Source organism: Rothia mucilaginosa (assembly GCF_001548235.1).
Lineage (GTDB): Bacteria > Actinomycetota > Actinomycetes > Actinomycetales > Micrococcaceae > Rothia > Rothia mucilaginosa_B.
Map to the genome: position 1 here is coordinate 1,317,826 of NZ_AP014938.1, position 17,910 is coordinate 1,335,735.

Below are 17,910 nucleotides of genomic sequence, written 5' to 3' on the forward strand. Positions count from 1 at the left end.
TTTGTTCATGCCTGCAGTTTGTGCGGATGCACCCGGATGTGAGCGCAAGGGTGGGCTGCCGGCGGGGGTCTTAACTATGTGGAGCACAAAGCCAATGCACATGTTTATACATAGATATGCATAGAGCCATCTGGTAATAGAGCGTAGTTGGTAATAAAAAAGCTTGAAATGAATAAGCATACATAGCTTCTGCACAGCTTAGTCATGCCTGGCACAGAGAATAGGCCGGCATTCTAGAGACATGAACAACGAACAGAACATGACTCAGAACATTGACCAGACCACCCAGACCGCGGCAGAACAAGCTAACGCAGCACAAACCGCCGCAGAGCAGAAGCTAGCCAAGAAGAAGCTCACCCGTCGAATCTTCATCGGCGGCGGCCTCGGCGCACTCGCAGTAGTTGGCGGCGGCGCAGGCTGGGCGTACAACCGCTACCTGGCAGAGCACACCGAAATCGAAGACACCACCGCCTACGAGGCGGCAGCAGCTCAGGCAAACGCAAGCGCCTCCGGATCTGCCACCGCAGACCCCACCGAACTGACCGGCGTGAAGGTCAACGGTCAGAGCCTCACCGCTAACGAAGGCTCGATTACCATCACCTCCACCACCACCGGTAGCGGCTCCGATGCGGTCGTCTCCTTCGTAGCGGACATCAAGCTCGACAATGCAACCCTGCTGCGAAGCGCCTTCGCCAACAACAAGTTCGGCCAGAACATCATCGACACCCCTCGAACATGGCGTCCGAACACAATGGCATCTGGGCGATCAACGGTGACTACTACGGCTTCCGTACCACCGGCATCGTGATCCGAAACGGTGTTGTCTACCGTGACTCCGGCGCTCGCGAGGGTTTGGCCTTCTACCGCGACGGCTCCGTCAAGCTCTACGACGAAACCGCAACCAATGCCCAGACCCTCGTCAGCGAGGGTGTGTGGAACACCCTCTCCTTCGGCCCCGCACTGGTCAAGGACTCCGCAATCGTCGACGGCATCGACAGCGTCGAGGTGGACACCAACTTCGGTAACCACTCCATCCAGGGCAACCAGCCGCGAACCGGTGTGGGCGTGCTTGGCACCAACCACCTGGTCTTCATCGTGGTCGATGGCCGCTCCACCAACTACTCGCGTGGCGTGACCATGCCCGAGTTCGCCCAGATGTTCAAGGACCTCGGCTGCGTGAGCGCCTACAACCTGGACGGTGGTGGCTCCTCCGCCATGGTCTTCAACAATAAGCTGGTCAACCGCCCGCAGGGTGGCACCAAGGAACGTGGCACCAGCGACATTCTCTACATTGCAGGGAGCGCATCGTGATTATCCTGATACCCGCCTATAAGCCGGACCAATCACTGGTCCGCCTTGCACGGGCCCTGCACGCACAGGACCCGGACGCCGAAATCCTCGTGATTGACGACGGATCCGGTAGCGCCTACGCACCCATCTTTACCGAACTGCGCATCGACGGCGTGACCGTGCAGACCCACCCCGCCAACAGGGGCAAGGGTGCGGCACTGCGCACCGGCATCGCCTGGGCGAAAGCAAACCGCCCCGGCGAGGTCATCGTCACCGCCGACGCGGACGGCCAGCACCTACCTCGGGACATCTTCCGTGTGGGCGTGCGCACCGAAACCGCCGCGGTGGCAGGTCAGCGGAGCATCATCCTCGGCGTGCGTACCAAGCCCGACCCGAACGCCGGCGAAGAAGGCACCAGGGTGCCGCTGCGCTCCAAAATTGGCAACAGCGCAACCGTAGGCTTCTTCGCCCTGGCGACCGGAGCCCGCGTGGCAGACACCCAGACCGGTCTGCGAGGCTTCACCCCGCAGATCCTGGACTGGCTGCTGCAGATTCCCGGCGATAAGTACGAGTACGAGTTCTCCATGTTGCTACGCGCAACCCGCGCAGACGTGGAACTGGTGCAGGTACCCATCGTGAAGGTCTACGAGCCCGGCAACCCGACCAGCCACTTTAGGCCCCTGCAGGACTCGGCACTCATCTACGCACCGCTGCTTGCCTTCCTGGCATCGTCTTTCCTGACCGGCTTCCTCGTGGATGCTATCGCCCTCTTCGTCCTGGTGGGCATGGGCGCTCCGCTACTGGTAGCCGTGGTCGGTGCCCGCATCATCTCGGCGCTGACGAACTTCACCGTCAACCGAATGCTCATGCACGACGGAGGCGCACGCCCCTCGGCATCCTCCTCGCTGGTACGGTACACCGTGCTGGCGGTGGGTATCCTCGCAGCCAACGCGGCTCTGATGGAAGCATTGACTGGCCTGGGCGCGTCCCTGCTGGTCGCTAAGATCCTGACCGAACTGATTCTGATCCCGATCAGCTTCGCGGTCCAGCGCCGCTGGGTTTTTCTACCCACCCAGCGTCAGGAAAATACGCGAGAAAAGACTCAGGCAATCGCCGCCTCTTCCGGCTTGCGCGCGGTGAGCTACGAGTCCGCTCGCATGGAGGCAGCAGGTATCCGTACCGGTGCGCGCGCCTCCCAGGTACGCCCCTAGCTCGTCTACCCTAGCGTCCAGCTCGTTAGGGGCGTACCCCAAGATTTCTCCCACCTGTCAGTCGTGAGGGTGGGTGGGAGAAGCAAGCTGCAGCACCAAAAGCCGCAGCGTTTCTGTTCACGAAAAGCCCCCGCTGAGAAAACTCAACGGGGGCTTTTTGTATGTGGCATCCTTCAGAAGCCTATTGGCTCACCGGCTTCCGAGCTGGCAACATGCCGATTACTGACCGGGAATCAGACCGTGGGCAGTAATCAGGAACGGCGGGTTGTGGTTAACAGCCGGGTTAGTCACGTAACCAACACGAGCCGCACGGGTCGGGTGCTTGGGTGCACGCTTCGGCCAGGGCTTTGCCTGCGGGTTCGGGTCCTTCTTGCCCTGCACCATAGCCAGTGCACTCGCGGCGTTCACAATGCCGGAACCGCAACCGTTCACATCGCAGGTGAGCGGCTTGGAGCTCTGCTTCAGAATCTGCTTTGCACGCTCAGCGTTCAGCGAGGGATCCACGGACTTCATTAGAGCAATCACGCCAGCAACCTGGGGTGCTGCCATGGAGGTGCCGTCGTACTCGGTGTAGCCTGCGCCGGTGGACACGGTGGTACCCAGATCCACGGTGGACATGATGTTGCTGCCGGGAGCGCTCACATCAACAATCTTGCCGTAGTTGGAGAAGTCGCTACGCTTACCGTTCTGGTCGGTAGCGCCCACCACGATCGAACCGCCGCAGTTAGCCGGAGCGACCTTGGAAGTGTCCTGACCATCGTTACCAGCAGCGACAACGAGAATCGCGCCGCGCTTGTTCACTTCAGCAATAGCCTTGGAGTAGGTTGCGGGGCAGGTGCCTTCGCCGCCGAGGGAGAGGTTAATGATCTTGGCGGGGTTGGAGTTCGCAGGAACGCCTTCAACGGTGCCGCCGGCTGCCCAAACCATTGCATCCGCAATGTCGGAGTCGTAGCCGCCGCACATGCCCAGGGCACGCACGGGCAGGATCTTGGTGGAGGGTGCCACGCCGACGATACCGCGCTTATTGTTCATAATCGCCGCGATGGAGCCGGCAACGTGGGTGCCGTGCCAGTTCGACTCGCTTGCCTCTGCATCAGCACCGCAGACGCCCGCTTCTTCCCAGTTGCCCTGGTCGGTCGGGTCGGAGTCGCGGCCGTTGCCGTCACGAGCAATGGAGGGCTCGGTGATGAAGTCGTAGCCGGGCAGGACGTTAGCGTCCAGGTCGGGGTGCTTGACGATGCCGGAGTCAATCACAGCAACGGTCACGCCGGCACCCTGGGTGGTCTTCCACGCTTCGGGGGTAGCCAGACCCTTGGTGCCGTGCAGGTTCCACTGCTGCGGGTAGAGGGTGTCGTTCGGCGCCACAACCTGGTTCGACGCCTGGGCAGCCTGGGCTACCTGAGCGACCTTGGAGTTTGCGGCGGTACGGGTGCGTGCGTTGGAGCGGCGCAGCAGGTCGGGCTCAACCGACGCGACGGAGGGGTTAGAGCTCAGCGCCGCCATGTACTTCTCTGCCTGCTCCGCGGTGAGCTTGGAGGAGAGAGTCACCACGGTTGCCTTCTGAGCGGTGGTGCGTACGTAGCTGGTCTTGATTTTGAAGAGGTCATCGACGCTCTTCACCTCGGAGGTGAGACCCTGGTAGAGGGCATCGTTCCAGGTGGCAACCTGGGTGCCTGCGGGGCTTGCCCAGTTGATGCCACCTGCGTTCAGAGCGCTATCGGTGTAGGTGATAACGAATCGGTTGAAGCCTGCCTTCTGCTGTGCGGAGCTGAGGGAGGAAATGGTGGTGTGCGCCTTGGCGCGCTCGGCTCCGTTAGCCTTGGCGGGTGCCGCGAAGGATGCGGGGGCGCCCAGGGTCGTGACGAGTGCTGCGGCGGTGCCCAGGCTCAGCGCGGTGCGTGCGACACCGCGCGCTGAGGGGTGAGTGGTAAAAGACATCGGGGTCCTTTGCGTATGTGAGTGCCGGAAGCGGCAAGTGGGTTGGTCATCCACTCACATAAATGCACCTTCGAGAAAATATTTGCATTCTTTTGCATATTTGCTTGTGAGGAGCGAATAGAAAAAGAAAATGCACATCACTGCATTGATGTGTATTTTTCTCTAAACCCCCGTGCGGGAGTTCATCGGAAGTAGTTTATGTGGTGAGATATCGCTATCCTAGCACCTTTTTCTATGTGTGGCGGGGCTAAAACTCGATAGTGTGGCGTAAATAATGAGATTTTTCTTTCATGTAAATGCAGATAAAGAAATGCCTAGTCGGAATACTCTCGCGACTTAAAGTAGTGATTTAAGTTTTACTCATCTATGCATAAAATGACCTGCATCACAAAGGTTATTTTATTCATAAAGTAACCCCAAAAGGGTGCTAGAGTATCTCACGGTGCGTACCCGTGCACGCACATTGTGGAACCACTTCACAGCCCACAATACGCACCAACACCTCACTCTTCCGTATTCACTCGTACCGAGTACACACACCTCACTCTGCGCCCTCAACGCGAGTCGGCAACGCTACGCCGCATCGTGCGCACCCGGTACCACTCACCTCAAGGACGTCCATGCTTCGCATTGCTCGCCCCTCGCAGGCACGCTCCTCACAGCGTTCCCTGCTGAGCTTCGTCACCGCAACCTGCCTGCTCTCGGCAAGCGTGATCCCCGCCGTGGCGGCACCCACCGCGCAGGCTACCCACGCAACCCAGGCTTCTGTGGCGACACAGGCTTCTAACACCACCCAGTCCGCGCCCGTGGCATACAACCGCTTCATCATCACTTACACCGATGAGGCGAAGAACGCCGCCTCCACCGATGCCACCGCAGATCAGATTGACTGGTCCGCGGCCGCCGGCACCCAGCAGGCAACCTGGAACGACGCACTCTACGCGGGCATCACCTCCGAGGTGCAGAGCATTGACGAGCTGCTGAACATTAAGACCAGCTACGTCCGCTCCACCGCGCTGGATGCCAGCGTGGTCACCACCTCCGCGGAGCTCACCCCCGCGCAGGCGCAGCAGTACATGGACGCCCTGAGCGCGAACTCCAAGGTCGCCTCCGTGTCGCCAGATATGCGCCGCTACGCCACCGTGGATAACACCTCGGAGACCGTCAAGATCAACGACCCGAAGATGAACCGAATGTGGTCCCTCACCGGTGAGAAGGGTATCTCCGCCCTGGAGGCGTGGGGCACCACCCGCGGCAAGGGCGTGACCGTGGCGGTGCTTGACTCCGGCATTACCGCCCACCCGGACCTGGACGCTAACGTGCTGCCCGGCTACGACTTTATTGCCGAGTCGGCGTTCTCCAACGATGGTAACGGCCGCGACTCCGACCCGACCGACGCCGGCAACTGGACCGTAGACAACCAGTGCTTCACCGGTTCGAAGGCGACCGCCTCCGACTGGCACGGCACCCACGTGGCGGGCACTATTGCCGCTATCGCGAACAATAATGAGGGCATTGCCGGTGTAGCACCCGAGGCGAAGATCGTGCCCGTGCGCGTTCTGGGTGCCTGCGGTGGATTCGACTCGGACATTACCGACGGCATTATTTGGGCTGCCGGTGGTAGCGTGCGCGGTGTCCCCGCAAACCAGAACCCCGCCCAGGTCATTAACATGTCCATCGGTAGCGAGGGCACCTGCATCACCCCGTACCGCCAGGCGATTGCTCAGGCGAATAAGCGCGGCTCCATCGTGGTCGTCGCAGCGGGTAACAACAACTTTGATGCCTCGAAGTCCAGCCCCGGCAACTGCGAGGACGTCATCAATGTGGGCGCAACCGATAAGAACGGCAAGCGCTCCTACTTCTCCAACTACGGCTCCCGCGTGGACGTGAGCGCGCCCGGTGGCGACCGCCGCTACTGGGGTGGCGGTATTCTCTCCACCCTGAACGCCGGCAAGACCGCTCCCGGTAAGGCTGACTACGCCGAGTACCAGGGCACTTCCATGGCGGCACCGCATGTTGCCGGTATTGTGGCGCTCATGAAGTCGGTCGACCCGAAGCTGACGTACGCTCAGGCGAAGAAGGCCCTGCAGTCCACCTCTCAGGGCGTTGAGTGCGACCAGTCCGCGTGCGGTTCCGGCATTGTGAATGCGGCCCGCGCGGTTCAGCAGGTCCGCTCCGACCGTGAGGCTGCGGAGGCTGCCGCAGCTGAGGCGGCACGCAAGAAGGCTGAGGAGGAGGCCGCACGTAAGAAGGCGGCTGAAGAGGCGGCACGCAAGAAGGCTGAAGAGGACGCTAAGCGTCAGCAGACCCCCGCACCGAAGGTAACCCCTGCACCGAAGGTGACCCCGGCTCCGAAGGCCAGGACCCGCCCGTCCCGCCCGGTGACTCGCCCCTCCTACCCGTCGCGTCCGCGTCACGACCACACCCCGCGTTACCGCTCCTGGTACGGTGCATCTGCGAACACCTACCCGAGCAGCGGCTACCCGAACAATGGTTACCTGGGCTTCGCGACCGGTACCCACCGCTAGTCACTGTTACTAGCCGAAACTCTTTTTAGACGCGAAAAGCCCCCGATGAGTTCTTTCATCGGGGGCTTCGCTCTGCCCGTGAACCGGGTCTGGCTACGCTACGGGTAGCTTAGTGCTGCTCGTCTGCCTCGCGGGGCTTCTGCGCGGGGTTGGTGACCAGCGGTTCGTCCTGGGTGACGGGCTCGGCGTCACCGTTCAAGTCGTAGACCTGGGCATCTTCGGGGATTTCCATGGCGGGCGCGCCGGGAATTCGGTCGTAGTCGCCGGTGAGGCTCTCGCCGTTGGCTCCTGCCGTGAGAGCTTCTGCTGTCGCCTCGGCTGCCTCGTCGGTGGCGGCCCTGTCTGCAATCTTGGTGTTGGACGCTCCGGCGCTCAGGCCCTTAGAAATAATCTTGCGCGGTCGCAGGTAGGTCACCCTACCGTTCGCGTCCAGGTTTCCAGCCTTTTTAGCCAGGTTGAAGCTGTTGATAATACCTCGGCTGCAGAAATACTTATCGCACTTGATGCGGTTTCCCCCCGCGAGGGTGAACGCCTCCTCGACCTGCTTGGTGGTCATGGAGGTGCCGTTGACCAGCTGCTGCGCCAGCAGAGCGGAGACGTGCGGTGCCGACATGGAGGTGCCGCTCTCATAGTCGTAGCTGAACTTAGTGTTATCAGGGCGGTCGAGGCTGTTCATGGACAGGGTGAGGATGTTTTCACCCGGTGCGGAGATGTTAACCCTCGTGCCGTAGTTCGAGAATGATGCTCGCGTGCCAGCCTTGGTGGTTGCACCAACCGTGATGACGCCCATGCAGTTGGCGGGCGCGTACTTGGACGCCTCCGTGTTGCCGTTACCTGCCGCGGCGACCACGATTGCGCCCTTGGAGCGTGCAATGTTGATGGCGCGCTGGTACGCGGCGGGGCATTGGGTTACGGTGCCGATGGACATATTGATAATCTTGGCGGGGGAGGCGTTGTCCGGTACTCCGTCAACGTGTCCGCCAGCAGCCCAGATGATGGCGTCGGCAATGTCTGAGGTGCGGCCACCGCATCGGCCCAGTACGCGCACGGGCTGCACGCGGGCGAGGTCGGCAACGCCGACGATGCCCATGCGGTTATTGCCTCGGGCACCGATAATGCCAGCAACGCTGGTGCCGTGCCAGGTGGAGGTGTGGGCGTTCGCCTGGTCCTTGCAAAGGTTGTAGGGTGCGTAGTCGCCTTCATCCCTGGGGTTGGGGTCGCGGCCGTCGCCGTCGCGGGCGCTGAGGGGGTCGCTGACGAAGTCGTAGCCGTTCGCCATTCCGGTGACCAGGTCGGGGTGCGGTACGTAGCCGGTGTCAAGTACGGCGACCTTCACGTTTGCGCCGCGGCGCAGGCGCGCGTTACCGGTGTTCTGAACGCCGGTGGTGGGGTTGGTGAGGTTCCACTGCTTGCTGTACTGCGGGTCGTTGAACTGGAAGGTGATGTCGCCCTCTGCGGCGGGGTAGTTGATGTAGTCGGGCTCGACGGAGGCTACATCCGGGTCGGAGGCGACCTTCTCCATGAACTCCTTTGCCTCGTTTTTGTTGAGGGTTTTGGAGGTCTGGATGACGGCGTCATCGGTGGAGGTGTTGTGCAGGAACTTGGTGTCGACGTTCAGCGCTTCGCTGACGACGTCGACGGTGTCCATGATGTCGTCAACGATGCCGCGGACTGCGTCCCAGTCACCGTCGCGTAGCATTTTGCGCTGCTTGGCTTCGTTGGTGTAGGTGACGATGAATCGGTCGAAGTTCTGCTGGGGGAGCGTGCCGGGTGCCGCCGCGGTGGGGGTGTTGGGGCGTGCCGCGCCGTTGCGCGTGAGGGTGAGGGGGCTGACGGGGCCTTCGATCTGGGGTGCTGCCTGAGCTGCTGCCAGGATGGCTTCGTCGCTGGGTGCCTGCGCGAGGACGGCGGGCAGGTCGCCTCCGAAGAGGATGGCGCCGGCGGCGAGCAGGCTCATGGCTGCGCGTGCGGGGCGCTTGCGGCGGGTGCGGGGGCGAGGAGGTGTTTCGGTGCGCTGCGCACCGATGTATGGAAGCCTCATCTGGTTCTCCTGATGTAGGTGGTATGCGAACTGTGTGATGTGTACTGGTGTTTCCGTCTGTAGGTGCACGAGGTGCGCATAGGGTTTTTGCGGGGCGGCAAAGGGGCCTGTTTTTGGGCGCGCTGAAGTAATGAATGGGGTGAGGGAATAGTGTTTTGTAGACCCTTTTTCGTACCGAAAGAACCCTTTTTGGACGGTGTGCAACGTACATTTCTAAGGTATCACTTCAAGGTGAACTTGAGGGATTTTTGAGGTGCTTTTCACGGGTTAATGTGCAGAAAATCAACCTCTGGAGGCTGAATAGCGCCCAATGATTGAGAGTTTATGTAAGTAAAGCTTGAGGGTTGGAATGTGCGAGGCAGGATATGCGGTACCTCTTGCTGACAGGGGAGAGAAATAAATGTTTTAACACTGTGGTGTAAGCACTAGAATGCATTAAAAATGCAGTTGATAGCAAAAAATAAAAATAGCCTGAAATGCGCGTGAAAATAAATAAAAAGCTGGCATCAATACGCTGGACAGCACGCACCTCCGGTAGACACACAGACCGGGGCGGCCACCGCATCGGTGACCGCCCCGGTCTATAGAATCATCAACACCAGCACGCTGGCGCTCGCTACCTACTGGAGAAAGCGTCCTTAGGAAGCGTAGGAGCCCAGCAGGCGAACCGCGCCGCCGTCCACGCCCTTAGCGCCCTGAACGTAATCGGGGTTGTTAGCCTCGGGCTCACCGGCGGCAACAACGTCACCCATAATCCAGGAGGGGATACCGCGGTCGTTCAGGCGCTTGGTAGCAGCCTCAGCCACGGAGGGGTCAACGATAGCGATCATGCCCACGCCCAGGTTCAGGGTGCGTTCCAGGTCGGCAAGGGGCACGTTGCCCAGCGAACCGATCAGGGAGAAGATGGCGGGAATCTGCCAGGTGGAGCGGTCCACGCGACCCTCCAGGCCCTGAGGCAGAACGCGAGCCAGGTTAGCAGCCAGGCCGCCGCCGGTCACGTGGGAGAAGCCGCGTACACCGCTGCCGGTGGTGCCGTCCTCGCCGTTGACGGGGAATGCCGCCGCCAGATCCAGGCAGTCCGCCGCGTACACGCGGGTGGGCTCGAGTAGCTCCTCACCGATGGTGCGACCCAGCTCGTCCACCTGGCGCTCCAGGCCCCAGCCGGCTACGTTCAGGACCTTGCGGACCAGGGAGTAGCCGTTGGAGTGAATACCGGAGGACGCCATAGCGATCAGCACGTCACCCTCGCGCACGCGGTCCGGGCCGAGCAGCTCGTCCGCTTCAACCAGACCGGTTGCGGCACCGGCGACATCGTACTCATCCTCGGCCAGCAGGCCGGGGTGCTCAGCGGTTTCGCCGCCAACCAGGGCGGTGCCAGCCTGTGCACATGCGCCAGCGATACCGCGCACAATGTCAGCGATACGCTCGGGAACGACCTTGCCGGTGGCAATGTAGTCGGTCATGAACAGCGGCTTAGCGCCGCAGACCACGATGTCGTCCACGACCATGCCGACCAGGTCGTAGCCGATGGTGTCGTGAATATCGAGTGCCTGCGCAATAGCGACCTTGGTGCCCACACCGTCGGTGGAGGTAGCCAGGTAGGGCTTGCGGTACTTGACGAGCTCGGAGACATCGTACAGGCCCGCGAAGCCGCCCACGCCACCAACGACGGAGGAGTTGTGGGTCGCCTTGATAGCGCCCTTCATCAGCTCAACGGCGCGATCGCCAGCCTCTACGTCAACACCTGCGCTCGCGTAGGTTACGGTGGTGGTGTTCTCGCTCATTAGGATTCCTTCGGGGTAGCGGTAGCGGAGGAGTTTGCGGGGATGCGGTCCTGCTCGGTGAGCAATGCCTCGAGGTCGGCGTCGGGGCCGGGGTTGCACATGCCCATACCGGCATCGTCTGCGGCAACCTGTACTGCGGAAGGGTCGAACTTCGTTTCGAGAGTTTCGGTTCCTTCGCGGGTTTCAATGGAGACTGCCTCGGCGTGCTCAGGCTTGGAGGGGACGGGGCGCTCCACGGTCACCTCAGCTGCCTTGCCGGCGAGGGGTCCGCCCTTGCCCTTTTCTCCAGCGTCGAAGAGGGACTTGCCGCGTCGTTCCTCGCTCGGCAGCTCGATCGGGTATTTGCCGGTGAAGCATGCGGTGCACATGTTTTCGGCGGGCTGCTCGGTGGCTGCCATCATGCCGTCCTGGGAGATGAAGCCGAGAGAATCGGCACCCAGGGAGGAAGCGATTTCGTCCACGGACAGGCCGTTAGCGATCAGCTCCGCGCGGGAGGCGAAGTCAATACCGTAGAAGCAGGGCCACTTCACGGGCGGGGAGGAGATGCGCACGTGCACTTCCTTCGCGCCAGCTTCGCGGAGCATACGCACGAGGGCACGCTGAGTGTTACCGCGAACAATGGAGTCGTCAATGACGACGAGGCGCTTACCGGCAACCACGGACTTCAGCGGGTTCAGCTTCAGGCGGATACCGAGCTGGCGGATAGTCTGCGAGGGCTGAATGAAGGTTCGGCCCACGTAGGCGTTCTTGACCAGGCCGTTACCGTAGGGGATGCCGGACTCTTCGGCGTAACCAATAGCAGCCGGAACACCGGATTCGGGGGTGGGCATGACCAGGTCAGCTTCAACAGCGTGTTCGCGGGCGAGCTGACGGCCCATTTCTACGCGGGATTCGTAGACGCTACGGCCGGAGATGGTGGTGTCCGGGCGTGCGAGGTAGACGTACTCGAAGACGCAACCGGCGGGCTTAGCTTCTGCGAAACGCTGGGAACGCAGACCGTTCTCGTCAATGGTGAGGAATTCGCCGGGCTCCACTTCACGCACGTAGGATGCGCCGACAATATCAAGTGCCGCGGTTTCGGATGCGACAACCCAGCCGCGCTCCAGGCGACCGAGTACGAGGGGGCGTACACCCTGCGGGTCGCGTGCGGCGTAGAGAGTGTTCTCATCCATGAAGGTGAGGCAGAAAGCACCGCGCAGGGTCGGCAACAGGTCGAGCGCTGCTTCTTCAAGGGAATCGAAGTCATGCTCTGCCAGTAGAGCCGTAACGAGTGCGGTGTCGGTGGTGTTACCCTGAGCAAGCTCACCGTGCTTGGGGGGCTTGCCGCCGTTCTTTTCGAGGATACGGTCGTAAAGGTCAGCGGAATTGGTGAGGTTACCGTTGTGCGCCAGACAGAGCGTGCCGTGCGGGGTGGTACCGAGGGTGGGTTGTGCGTTAGCCCAGTGGGATGCGCCGGTGGTGGAGTATCGGGCGTGGCCGATAGCGTGGTCGCCGGGCATGGAGCTGAGGGTGGCTTCGTCAAAGACCTGGGAGACGAGTCCCATATCTTTGTACACGTGGATGCGTTTGCCGTTACTGGTTGCGATACCTGCTGATTCCTGGCCGCGGTGCTGGAGTGCGTACAGACCGTAGTAGGTTAGCTTTGCCACGTCCTCGCCGGGTGCCCACACGCCGAAGACGCCGCAGGCGTCCTTGGGGCCGTGGTCAATCGGATCGAGGTCGTGAGTGAGTTTTCCGTCGGGACGAATCAATTCACTTCTTTTCGACGTTGGGACTGCGGATGCGTCTGCGCAGGCGCAAGACGGACGTGTGTTTCTGTACTCGCACCTGCCTGTGTGTGCGGTAGCATACACCAGACCTTTAAAAGTGTACCGGGTTTCAATGTAGACGTGGTGAAGGATACGCTAAATACCTCAGGATGGACCACTAGAACAGGCACCAAACACGCCAAATCACGAAAACTGCGTGGACCTGTGAGCTCGTAGCGAATTCTAGAAGAGCGGCAACAAACCCGAAAGGTCACTACGCTCACCCGACGCATCCAGCGCACCGGCACTCACCGCCTGCGCCCACGAACAGGCACCCAGAACCAGCGCCGCCCACACGAGCGGACGCGCCTCCACAACGGACGGGGGAGTGCCGCGCGTATGGCGGGGGCCAGCAATACACTGAGTCACACCCAGCGGGGGTACACGCACCTCCACACTATTGCCGGGGGCGAGGGTTGCCAGCTCCTCCAAGGTGAAGCGCACAAAGGTCGCACGCACCGAGCGGGGGAGCGCGGCAAACGCCTGCTCCACCTCGGCGCTGTTCAGCAGGTACTCGCCTTGGGCATGCACATCTGCAGGCTCGCCGACTGCCGCACGCTGCGTCTCAAAGAAAGCACGCACTTCGCGTACCGCCGCCATGCCCGCTTCTTCGCTGGTCTTACGCCGAATCGCCATGACTAGTTCTCTTCCGGGGAGCCGGGAACCAAATCCTCGCGGGTGAAAAGCTCCTCATGTACGCGCAGCTCACCCACCACAACCGGCTTGCCGTCCACGTAGCCGCCGGTCACCGGACGCACCACCAGCGCGAGCAGGCGCTCGCATTCCTCGGCGCTCAGGTAGCCGCCAGCTTGCAGAGCACGCAGAGCCACGGCGTACATGGCGCGGTGCGAACCGTCGCTCATCTTCACCACCACGGACGCGCCCGAACGCAGACCAATGCAGAGCACGCCCTCCGCGCCGCCCTTGACGATTGCGTCCAGTTCTTCGCTGAGCACGGTGTCGGGGGAGCCGGGTGCCTGAATCAGTTCGGGGTAGTCCACCATGGCGGTGGCGACCGTGGAGGCGCGCGCATCCGCCCCGAGGTTGCGGATTGCTGAGCCGAGGGTCGAGTAGGCGCGTGCGGCACCGGCAAGGGAGACGGCGTGCACGGGTGCGCCGCAACCGTCAACGCCGATGGTGGCTACCGGCTCGCCGGTGAACGCCTCAATTTCTTCGGTGATGACCTGCTGCAGCGGGTGTGCGGGGTCGAGGTAGTTGTGCAGGGTCCAATTCTGCGAGCCCTCTTCGAGGTCGCCGCGCTCAAGCTTGGCGGTGCACGCCCACAGGAATGCTGCGTGCTTGCCGGAGCAGGGGTGCGCCAGGGCAGTAGCGGCAAGGTTCGCCTGAGTCATTGCCTGGCGTGCCTGCTTATCGGCAGGGAGCATGGGCTTGAGCGCCAGGTTTGCCGGGGTGAGCGGGTTGGTTTCGGTGCTGCCCTGGGTGAGTACGTCCTGCACGGCGCGCATCTGTTCGAAGGTGCCGCGGTGCGAACCGCAGGCGATGGCGACCTGGGAACCGCGCAGGGGTGCGCCCGCCTTCATAGATCCGATGGCCTGCAGTGGCTTGAGCGCCGAGCGCAAGAAGAAAGGCTTGCGGGCGTCGCCGAGGCTCAGGGCGACTTCTCCCTTGGGAGAGAGGACGACGAGGCGTCCGCGGTAGGTGGCTTCGACTAGGTCGTTGCGGGTGAGCTGCGCGAGTTCTACGTCGAAGGCGCTGCTGTGGTCGGTGGTGTGAGTGGTTGCCTGTGGGGTGGTGCTGTTGGTCATTCTTCTAGTTTAAACGGGGCGTGCGGCTTGACCCTATTTGTCTCTGGTGGCGCGGAGCTAGGATGGGCTGGCACCGTCGAGGGAGAGCCCTGTGAAGAGATTCACGTTTACTGCGAGTTGAAGCTATGAGTAATTCATTTTTATAATTGAAGTGTGCTCAAGCGCAACGGGTAAGACTAAGGTAAGTGAGCGAGGCGCAGCCCGCACGAACCGAAAAACCCAGCACCGCATAGGACCGACCACGATTGACGCCCGACGAACCATTCTGGCGCCTCGACGTACCGCCTCATGAACATGGCGATGACCAAGGCAGCGGCAGATGAGCAAAACCCCACCCCGTCAATCGATGAGCTATGAGTGTATCCACGGTTCATCATCTCTGACATGCCCCAATATGCAGTCTGAGAACGGGCGTAATGTATCCAGTACGCAATTGATGCAGTCCCGGGGCCTCTATATCTAGGCGAAACTAGTTAGACGTGACCCGGTACGAGTATGCATCGCTTAATGCCCCTTACCCCTCAACTCACTCTTGATTGGTGAGCGGCAAACCATGTAAAGGAGTACATCCATGGCAGAGCAGAACAACACCTCCGCAAACACCTCCGCACAGAACGTCTCCCCCAAGGGTGGCGTGGGCGTGGATTCTGAATTCCACGCAAAGTTCTTCCCCATCCTGGCTCGCGTTGCTTCTGTGACCGCAGTGCTCATGTATGTCTTCTACTTCCCGCAGATTATCGGTAACCTGAACGGTCACAAGGGTGACTGGATCCAGCCGCTGGTCGCTGCGGTGAACTGCACCCTGTGGGTTCTGTACGGTCTGTGGCGCCCCAAGAAGGATGTTCCGATTATCATCGCGAACCTCCCGGGTATTGTCTTCGGTGGTGTGGCTGCCATTACCGCCCTCATCTAGTGCTTTTAGCTTGATTCGGTAGCTTCGGTTACCGCGCTGTGCGGCTCTTCTCTAGCGTGCATTCTTACGAATGTGCCGCTACATGAGAAGAGCCGCATTTTTAGTGAGCCCAGCTCACGTTTTTAGAGTGATACCGGGTACCCTGAATAGCATGAAGGTTTTGGTACTGGGCCCCGGCGGCCGCGAACACGCAATTATTCGAGCGCTTCTGCGCGACCCTGAGGTAACCGAGGTGCACAGCGCCCCCGGCAACGCCGGCATTGCCCAGGATGTTCCCGTCCATGCAATTGATGCGAATGACCCCGCCCAGGCAACCGCCCTGGCACGCGAACTGAACGCCGACCTGGTCGTTATTGGCCCGGAGGCGCCGCTGGTCGCCGGTGTTTCTGACGCACTGCGTGAGGCGGGTTTTGATGTTTTCGGCCCCTCCGCAGCTGCCGCTCAGCTGGAGGGTTCTAAGGCTTTCGCTAAGCAGGTCATGGAAGAGGCTTCCGTGCCGACTGCCCGCGCTTACGTGGCAACGAATGCTGCTGAGGCGCAGGCTGCCCTGGACGAGTTCGGTGCACCCTATGTGGTGAAGGACGACGGCCTGGCAGCAGGTAAGGGCGTTGTGGTGACCGAGGACCGCACCGCAGCACTGGAGCACGCTCAGGCTTGCTTCAACGCTGGCGGTACCGTGGTCATCGAAGAGTTCCTGGACGGCCCCGAGGTGTCCCTCTTCGTCATTTCTGACGGTAAGAACGTTCTGCCGCTGTCCCCGGCTCAGGACTTCAAGCGCATTTTTGACAACGATGAGGGCCCGAATACCGGCGGTATGGGCGCCTACACCCCGCTTCCCTGGCTGCCCGAGGGCTTCGTGCAGGAGGTCGTGGAGAAGGTTGCCCGCCCGACCGTGGCTCGTATGGCTGAGCGCGGCACCCCGTTCGTGGGTGTGCTCTTCTGCGGCCTGGCTGTGACCAGCCGCGGCGTGCGCGTTATCGAGTTCAACGCCCGCTTTGGCGACCCGGAAACCCAGGCGGTTCTGGCGCGTCTGCGCACCCCGCTGGGTCAGCTGCTGCGTGCGGCTGCTCGCGGTGAAATTTCTGAGGGTACCGAGCTGGATTGGGATCCCCGCACCGCAGTGGACGTGGTTATGGCTGCTGAGAACTACCCTGACACTCCCCGCAAGGGTGACGTTATCTCCGGCCTGGATGAGGCGAACGCCCTGGAGGGCGTGCACGTGATTCACGCGGGCACCGTGGTTTCCGGCGAGGAAATCCACACCGCCGGCGGCCGCGTGCTGGCCGTCGTGGCGCTCGGTGAGAACCTGGGCGCCGCCCGCGACGCCGCCTACGAGGGCGTTCGCGCTATCTCCTGGGCTGGCGCGCAGTACCGCACCGACATCGCGCTGAAGGCTGTGGAGAACCGCATCCACATTCCCGCCCCGCGCGGCTAAAACCTAAGGTGACCGGCTTCCCCGCTTGAGGGTGGGGGAGCCGGTCGCTTCTTTGCCACTCGCTTCTTTATCCCTCGCAGCCTCAGCTTTTCCCGGGTTCATTTCCTCGGCTCGGGGTGCTGTCGGCGGCGACCGGGGTAGGTTGGGCTCTCAAGATTGTGCCGTATTGATGACTGGTTGGCACTATCGGTAGCCGCACCTGTCGCGGTATTGTAATTACACAGACTTTTTGCATCCACATCACACCACCTCATCAGGAGAAATTCTCATGACTTCTCGTTCTAACCCCGTGGAAATCCCGGGCTGGACTCACATTTATTCCGGCAAGGTCCGTGACCTGTACGTTCCGAATGAGGAACGTTTTGACGCTACCGGCTTGACTGTCAATGATGACGCTGAGCTGCGTGCCGGTTCGGTCATGGTTGTTGCCTCGGACCGTATTAGCGCGTTTGACCGTATTCTACCCACCGAGATCCCGGATAAGGGCAAGATTCTGACTCAGATGTCCCTGTGGTGGTTTGAGCAGCTTAAGCAGGTTCCGAACCACGTGTTGTCCACTGACGTTCCGGATGTTGTGGCTGGTCGAGCAATGATTTGCCGCTCCCTGAACATGTTCCCGGTGGAGTGCATTGTGCGCGGTTACCTGACCGGTTCGGGTTTGGCTGTGTACAACGAGACTGGTGAGATTGCTGGCGTGAAGCTGCCTGCGGGTCTGGTGGATGGTTCCCGCCTGGACACCCCGATTTTCACTCCGACCGGTAAGGCTGAGGTGGGTGAGCATGATGAGCTGGTGACCCGTGAGGAGCTGTACGCTGAGGTTGGTCAGCCGGTGGGTGAGCGCCTGGAGGAGCTGAGCCTGAGCCTGTACACCACTGCGGAGAAGATTGCTCGTGAGCAGGGCATTATTCTGGCGGATACCAAGATGGAGTTCGGTACTGATTCGTACCGCGGCGAGATCACCCTGGGTGATGAGGTTCTGACTCCGGATTCTTCGCGTTTCTGGGACGCTCAGCAGTATGAGCCGGGTCGTGCGCAGCCGAGCTTTGATAAGCAGTATGTGCGTGACTGGTTGCGTTCCCCGGAGGCGGGTTGGGACGGTTCGGATAACGTGCCGCACCTGCCTGAGGAGGTTGTGGAGAAGACTCGTGCCCGTTACGTTGAGGCGTATGAGCGTCTGACCGGCACGAAGTTCTAAA

At 61.3% G+C, this 17,910-nt stretch carries 11 protein-coding genes and 1 pseudogene; 6 read left to right on the top strand and 6 right to left on the bottom strand.

What is annotated here, in order from left to right; all coding sequences use genetic code 11:
- Positions 1 to 241: 241 nt before the first annotated feature.
- Together RM6536_RS05135 and RM6536_RS05140 are read left to right on the top strand one after the other, a co-directional pair.
- Positions 242 to 1,311 (top strand): annotated as a pseudogene (locus RM6536_RS05135) (phosphodiester glycosidase family protein).
- Positions 1,308 to 2,501 carry a bifunctional glycosyltransferase family 2/GtrA family protein gene (locus RM6536_RS05140; RefSeq protein WP_012902888.1) on the top strand — a complete coding sequence of 398 codons (1,194 nt, stop codon included), beginning with the start codon at positions 1,308 to 1,310 and terminating at the stop codon, positions 2,499 to 2,501. The pseudogene RM6536_RS05135 and the gene RM6536_RS05140 overlap by 4 nt, the downstream one beginning before the upstream one ends.
- 219 nt (positions 2,502 to 2,720) lie before the next feature.
- On the opposite strand, the gene RM6536_RS05145 is transcribed toward RM6536_RS05140, so the two are convergent.
- The gene (locus RM6536_RS05145) at positions 2,721 to 4,439 is read right to left on the bottom strand and encodes a S8 family peptidase (RefSeq protein WP_060824313.1); all 1,719 of its coding nucleotides are present in this window, start codon (positions 4,437 to 4,439) and stop codon (positions 2,721 to 2,723) included.
- Between the two features lie 620 nt (positions 4,440 to 5,059).
- Here RM6536_RS05145 and RM6536_RS05150 point away from each other — a divergent pair.
- Complete coding sequence (locus RM6536_RS05150) at positions 5,060 to 6,967, top strand: S8 family peptidase (protein WP_060824314.1); 1,908 nt, start codon at positions 5,060 to 5,062, stop codon at positions 6,965 to 6,967.
- Positions 6,968 to 7,076: 109 nt separating this feature from the next.
- Here the strand turns inward: RM6536_RS05150 and RM6536_RS05155 are convergent, their stop codons facing one another.
- The 5 genes from RM6536_RS05155 to RM6536_RS05175 all read right to left on the bottom strand — a co-directional run bounded on the left by RM6536_RS05155 (position 7,077) and on the right by RM6536_RS05175 (position 14,366).
- Complete coding sequence (locus RM6536_RS05155) at positions 7,077 to 9,008, bottom strand: S8 family peptidase (protein ID WP_060824315.1); 1,932 nt, start codon at positions 9,006 to 9,008, stop codon at positions 7,077 to 7,079.
- Between the two features lie 638 nt (positions 9,009 to 9,646).
- A complete protein-coding gene (gene purM, locus RM6536_RS05160) occupies positions 9,647 to 10,792 on the bottom strand; it encodes a phosphoribosylformylglycinamidine cyclo-ligase (RefSeq protein ID WP_060824316.1) in 1,146 nt (381 codons plus the stop codon).
- Entirely contained in the window at positions 10,792 to 12,543 is a 1,752-nt protein-coding gene (purF, locus tag RM6536_RS05165) for an amidophosphoribosyltransferase (protein ID WP_060824317.1), read from the bottom strand. Before purF ends, purM begins: the two co-directional genes overlap by 1 nt.
- A 240-nt stretch (positions 12,544 to 12,783) precedes the next feature.
- Positions 12,784 to 13,236, bottom strand: a complete 453-nt coding sequence (locus RM6536_RS05170; RefSeq protein ID WP_102033516.1) for a sterol carrier family protein — start codon at positions 13,234 to 13,236, stop codon at positions 12,784 to 12,786.
- 2 nt (positions 13,237 to 13,238) lie between these two features.
- On the bottom strand, positions 13,239 to 14,366 hold the full coding sequence (locus RM6536_RS05175) for an asparaginase (RefSeq protein ID WP_060824318.1): 1,128 nt from the start codon (positions 14,364 to 14,366) through the stop codon (positions 13,239 to 13,241).
- 571 nt (positions 14,367 to 14,937) lie between these two features.
- Between RM6536_RS05175 and RM6536_RS09155 the strand changes: the two genes are divergently transcribed.
- From RM6536_RS09155 to RM6536_RS05190, 3 genes are all read left to right on the top strand, one after another.
- A complete protein-coding gene (locus RM6536_RS09155) occupies positions 14,938 to 15,279 on the top strand; it encodes a hypothetical protein (protein ID WP_171840176.1) in 342 nt (113 codons plus the stop codon).
- Positions 15,280 to 15,430: 151 nt separating this feature from the next.
- The gene (purD, locus tag RM6536_RS05185; RefSeq protein WP_049340963.1) at positions 15,431 to 16,714 is read left to right on the top strand and encodes a phosphoribosylamine--glycine ligase; all 1,284 of its coding nucleotides are present in this window, start codon (positions 15,431 to 15,433) and stop codon (positions 16,712 to 16,714) included.
- A 268-nt stretch (positions 16,715 to 16,982) separates the two neighbouring features.
- Complete coding sequence (locus RM6536_RS05190; RefSeq protein ID WP_005504616.1) at positions 16,983 to 17,909, top strand: phosphoribosylaminoimidazolesuccinocarboxamide synthase; 927 nt, start codon at positions 16,983 to 16,985, stop codon at positions 17,907 to 17,909.
- Position 17,910: the final 1 nt, after the last annotated feature.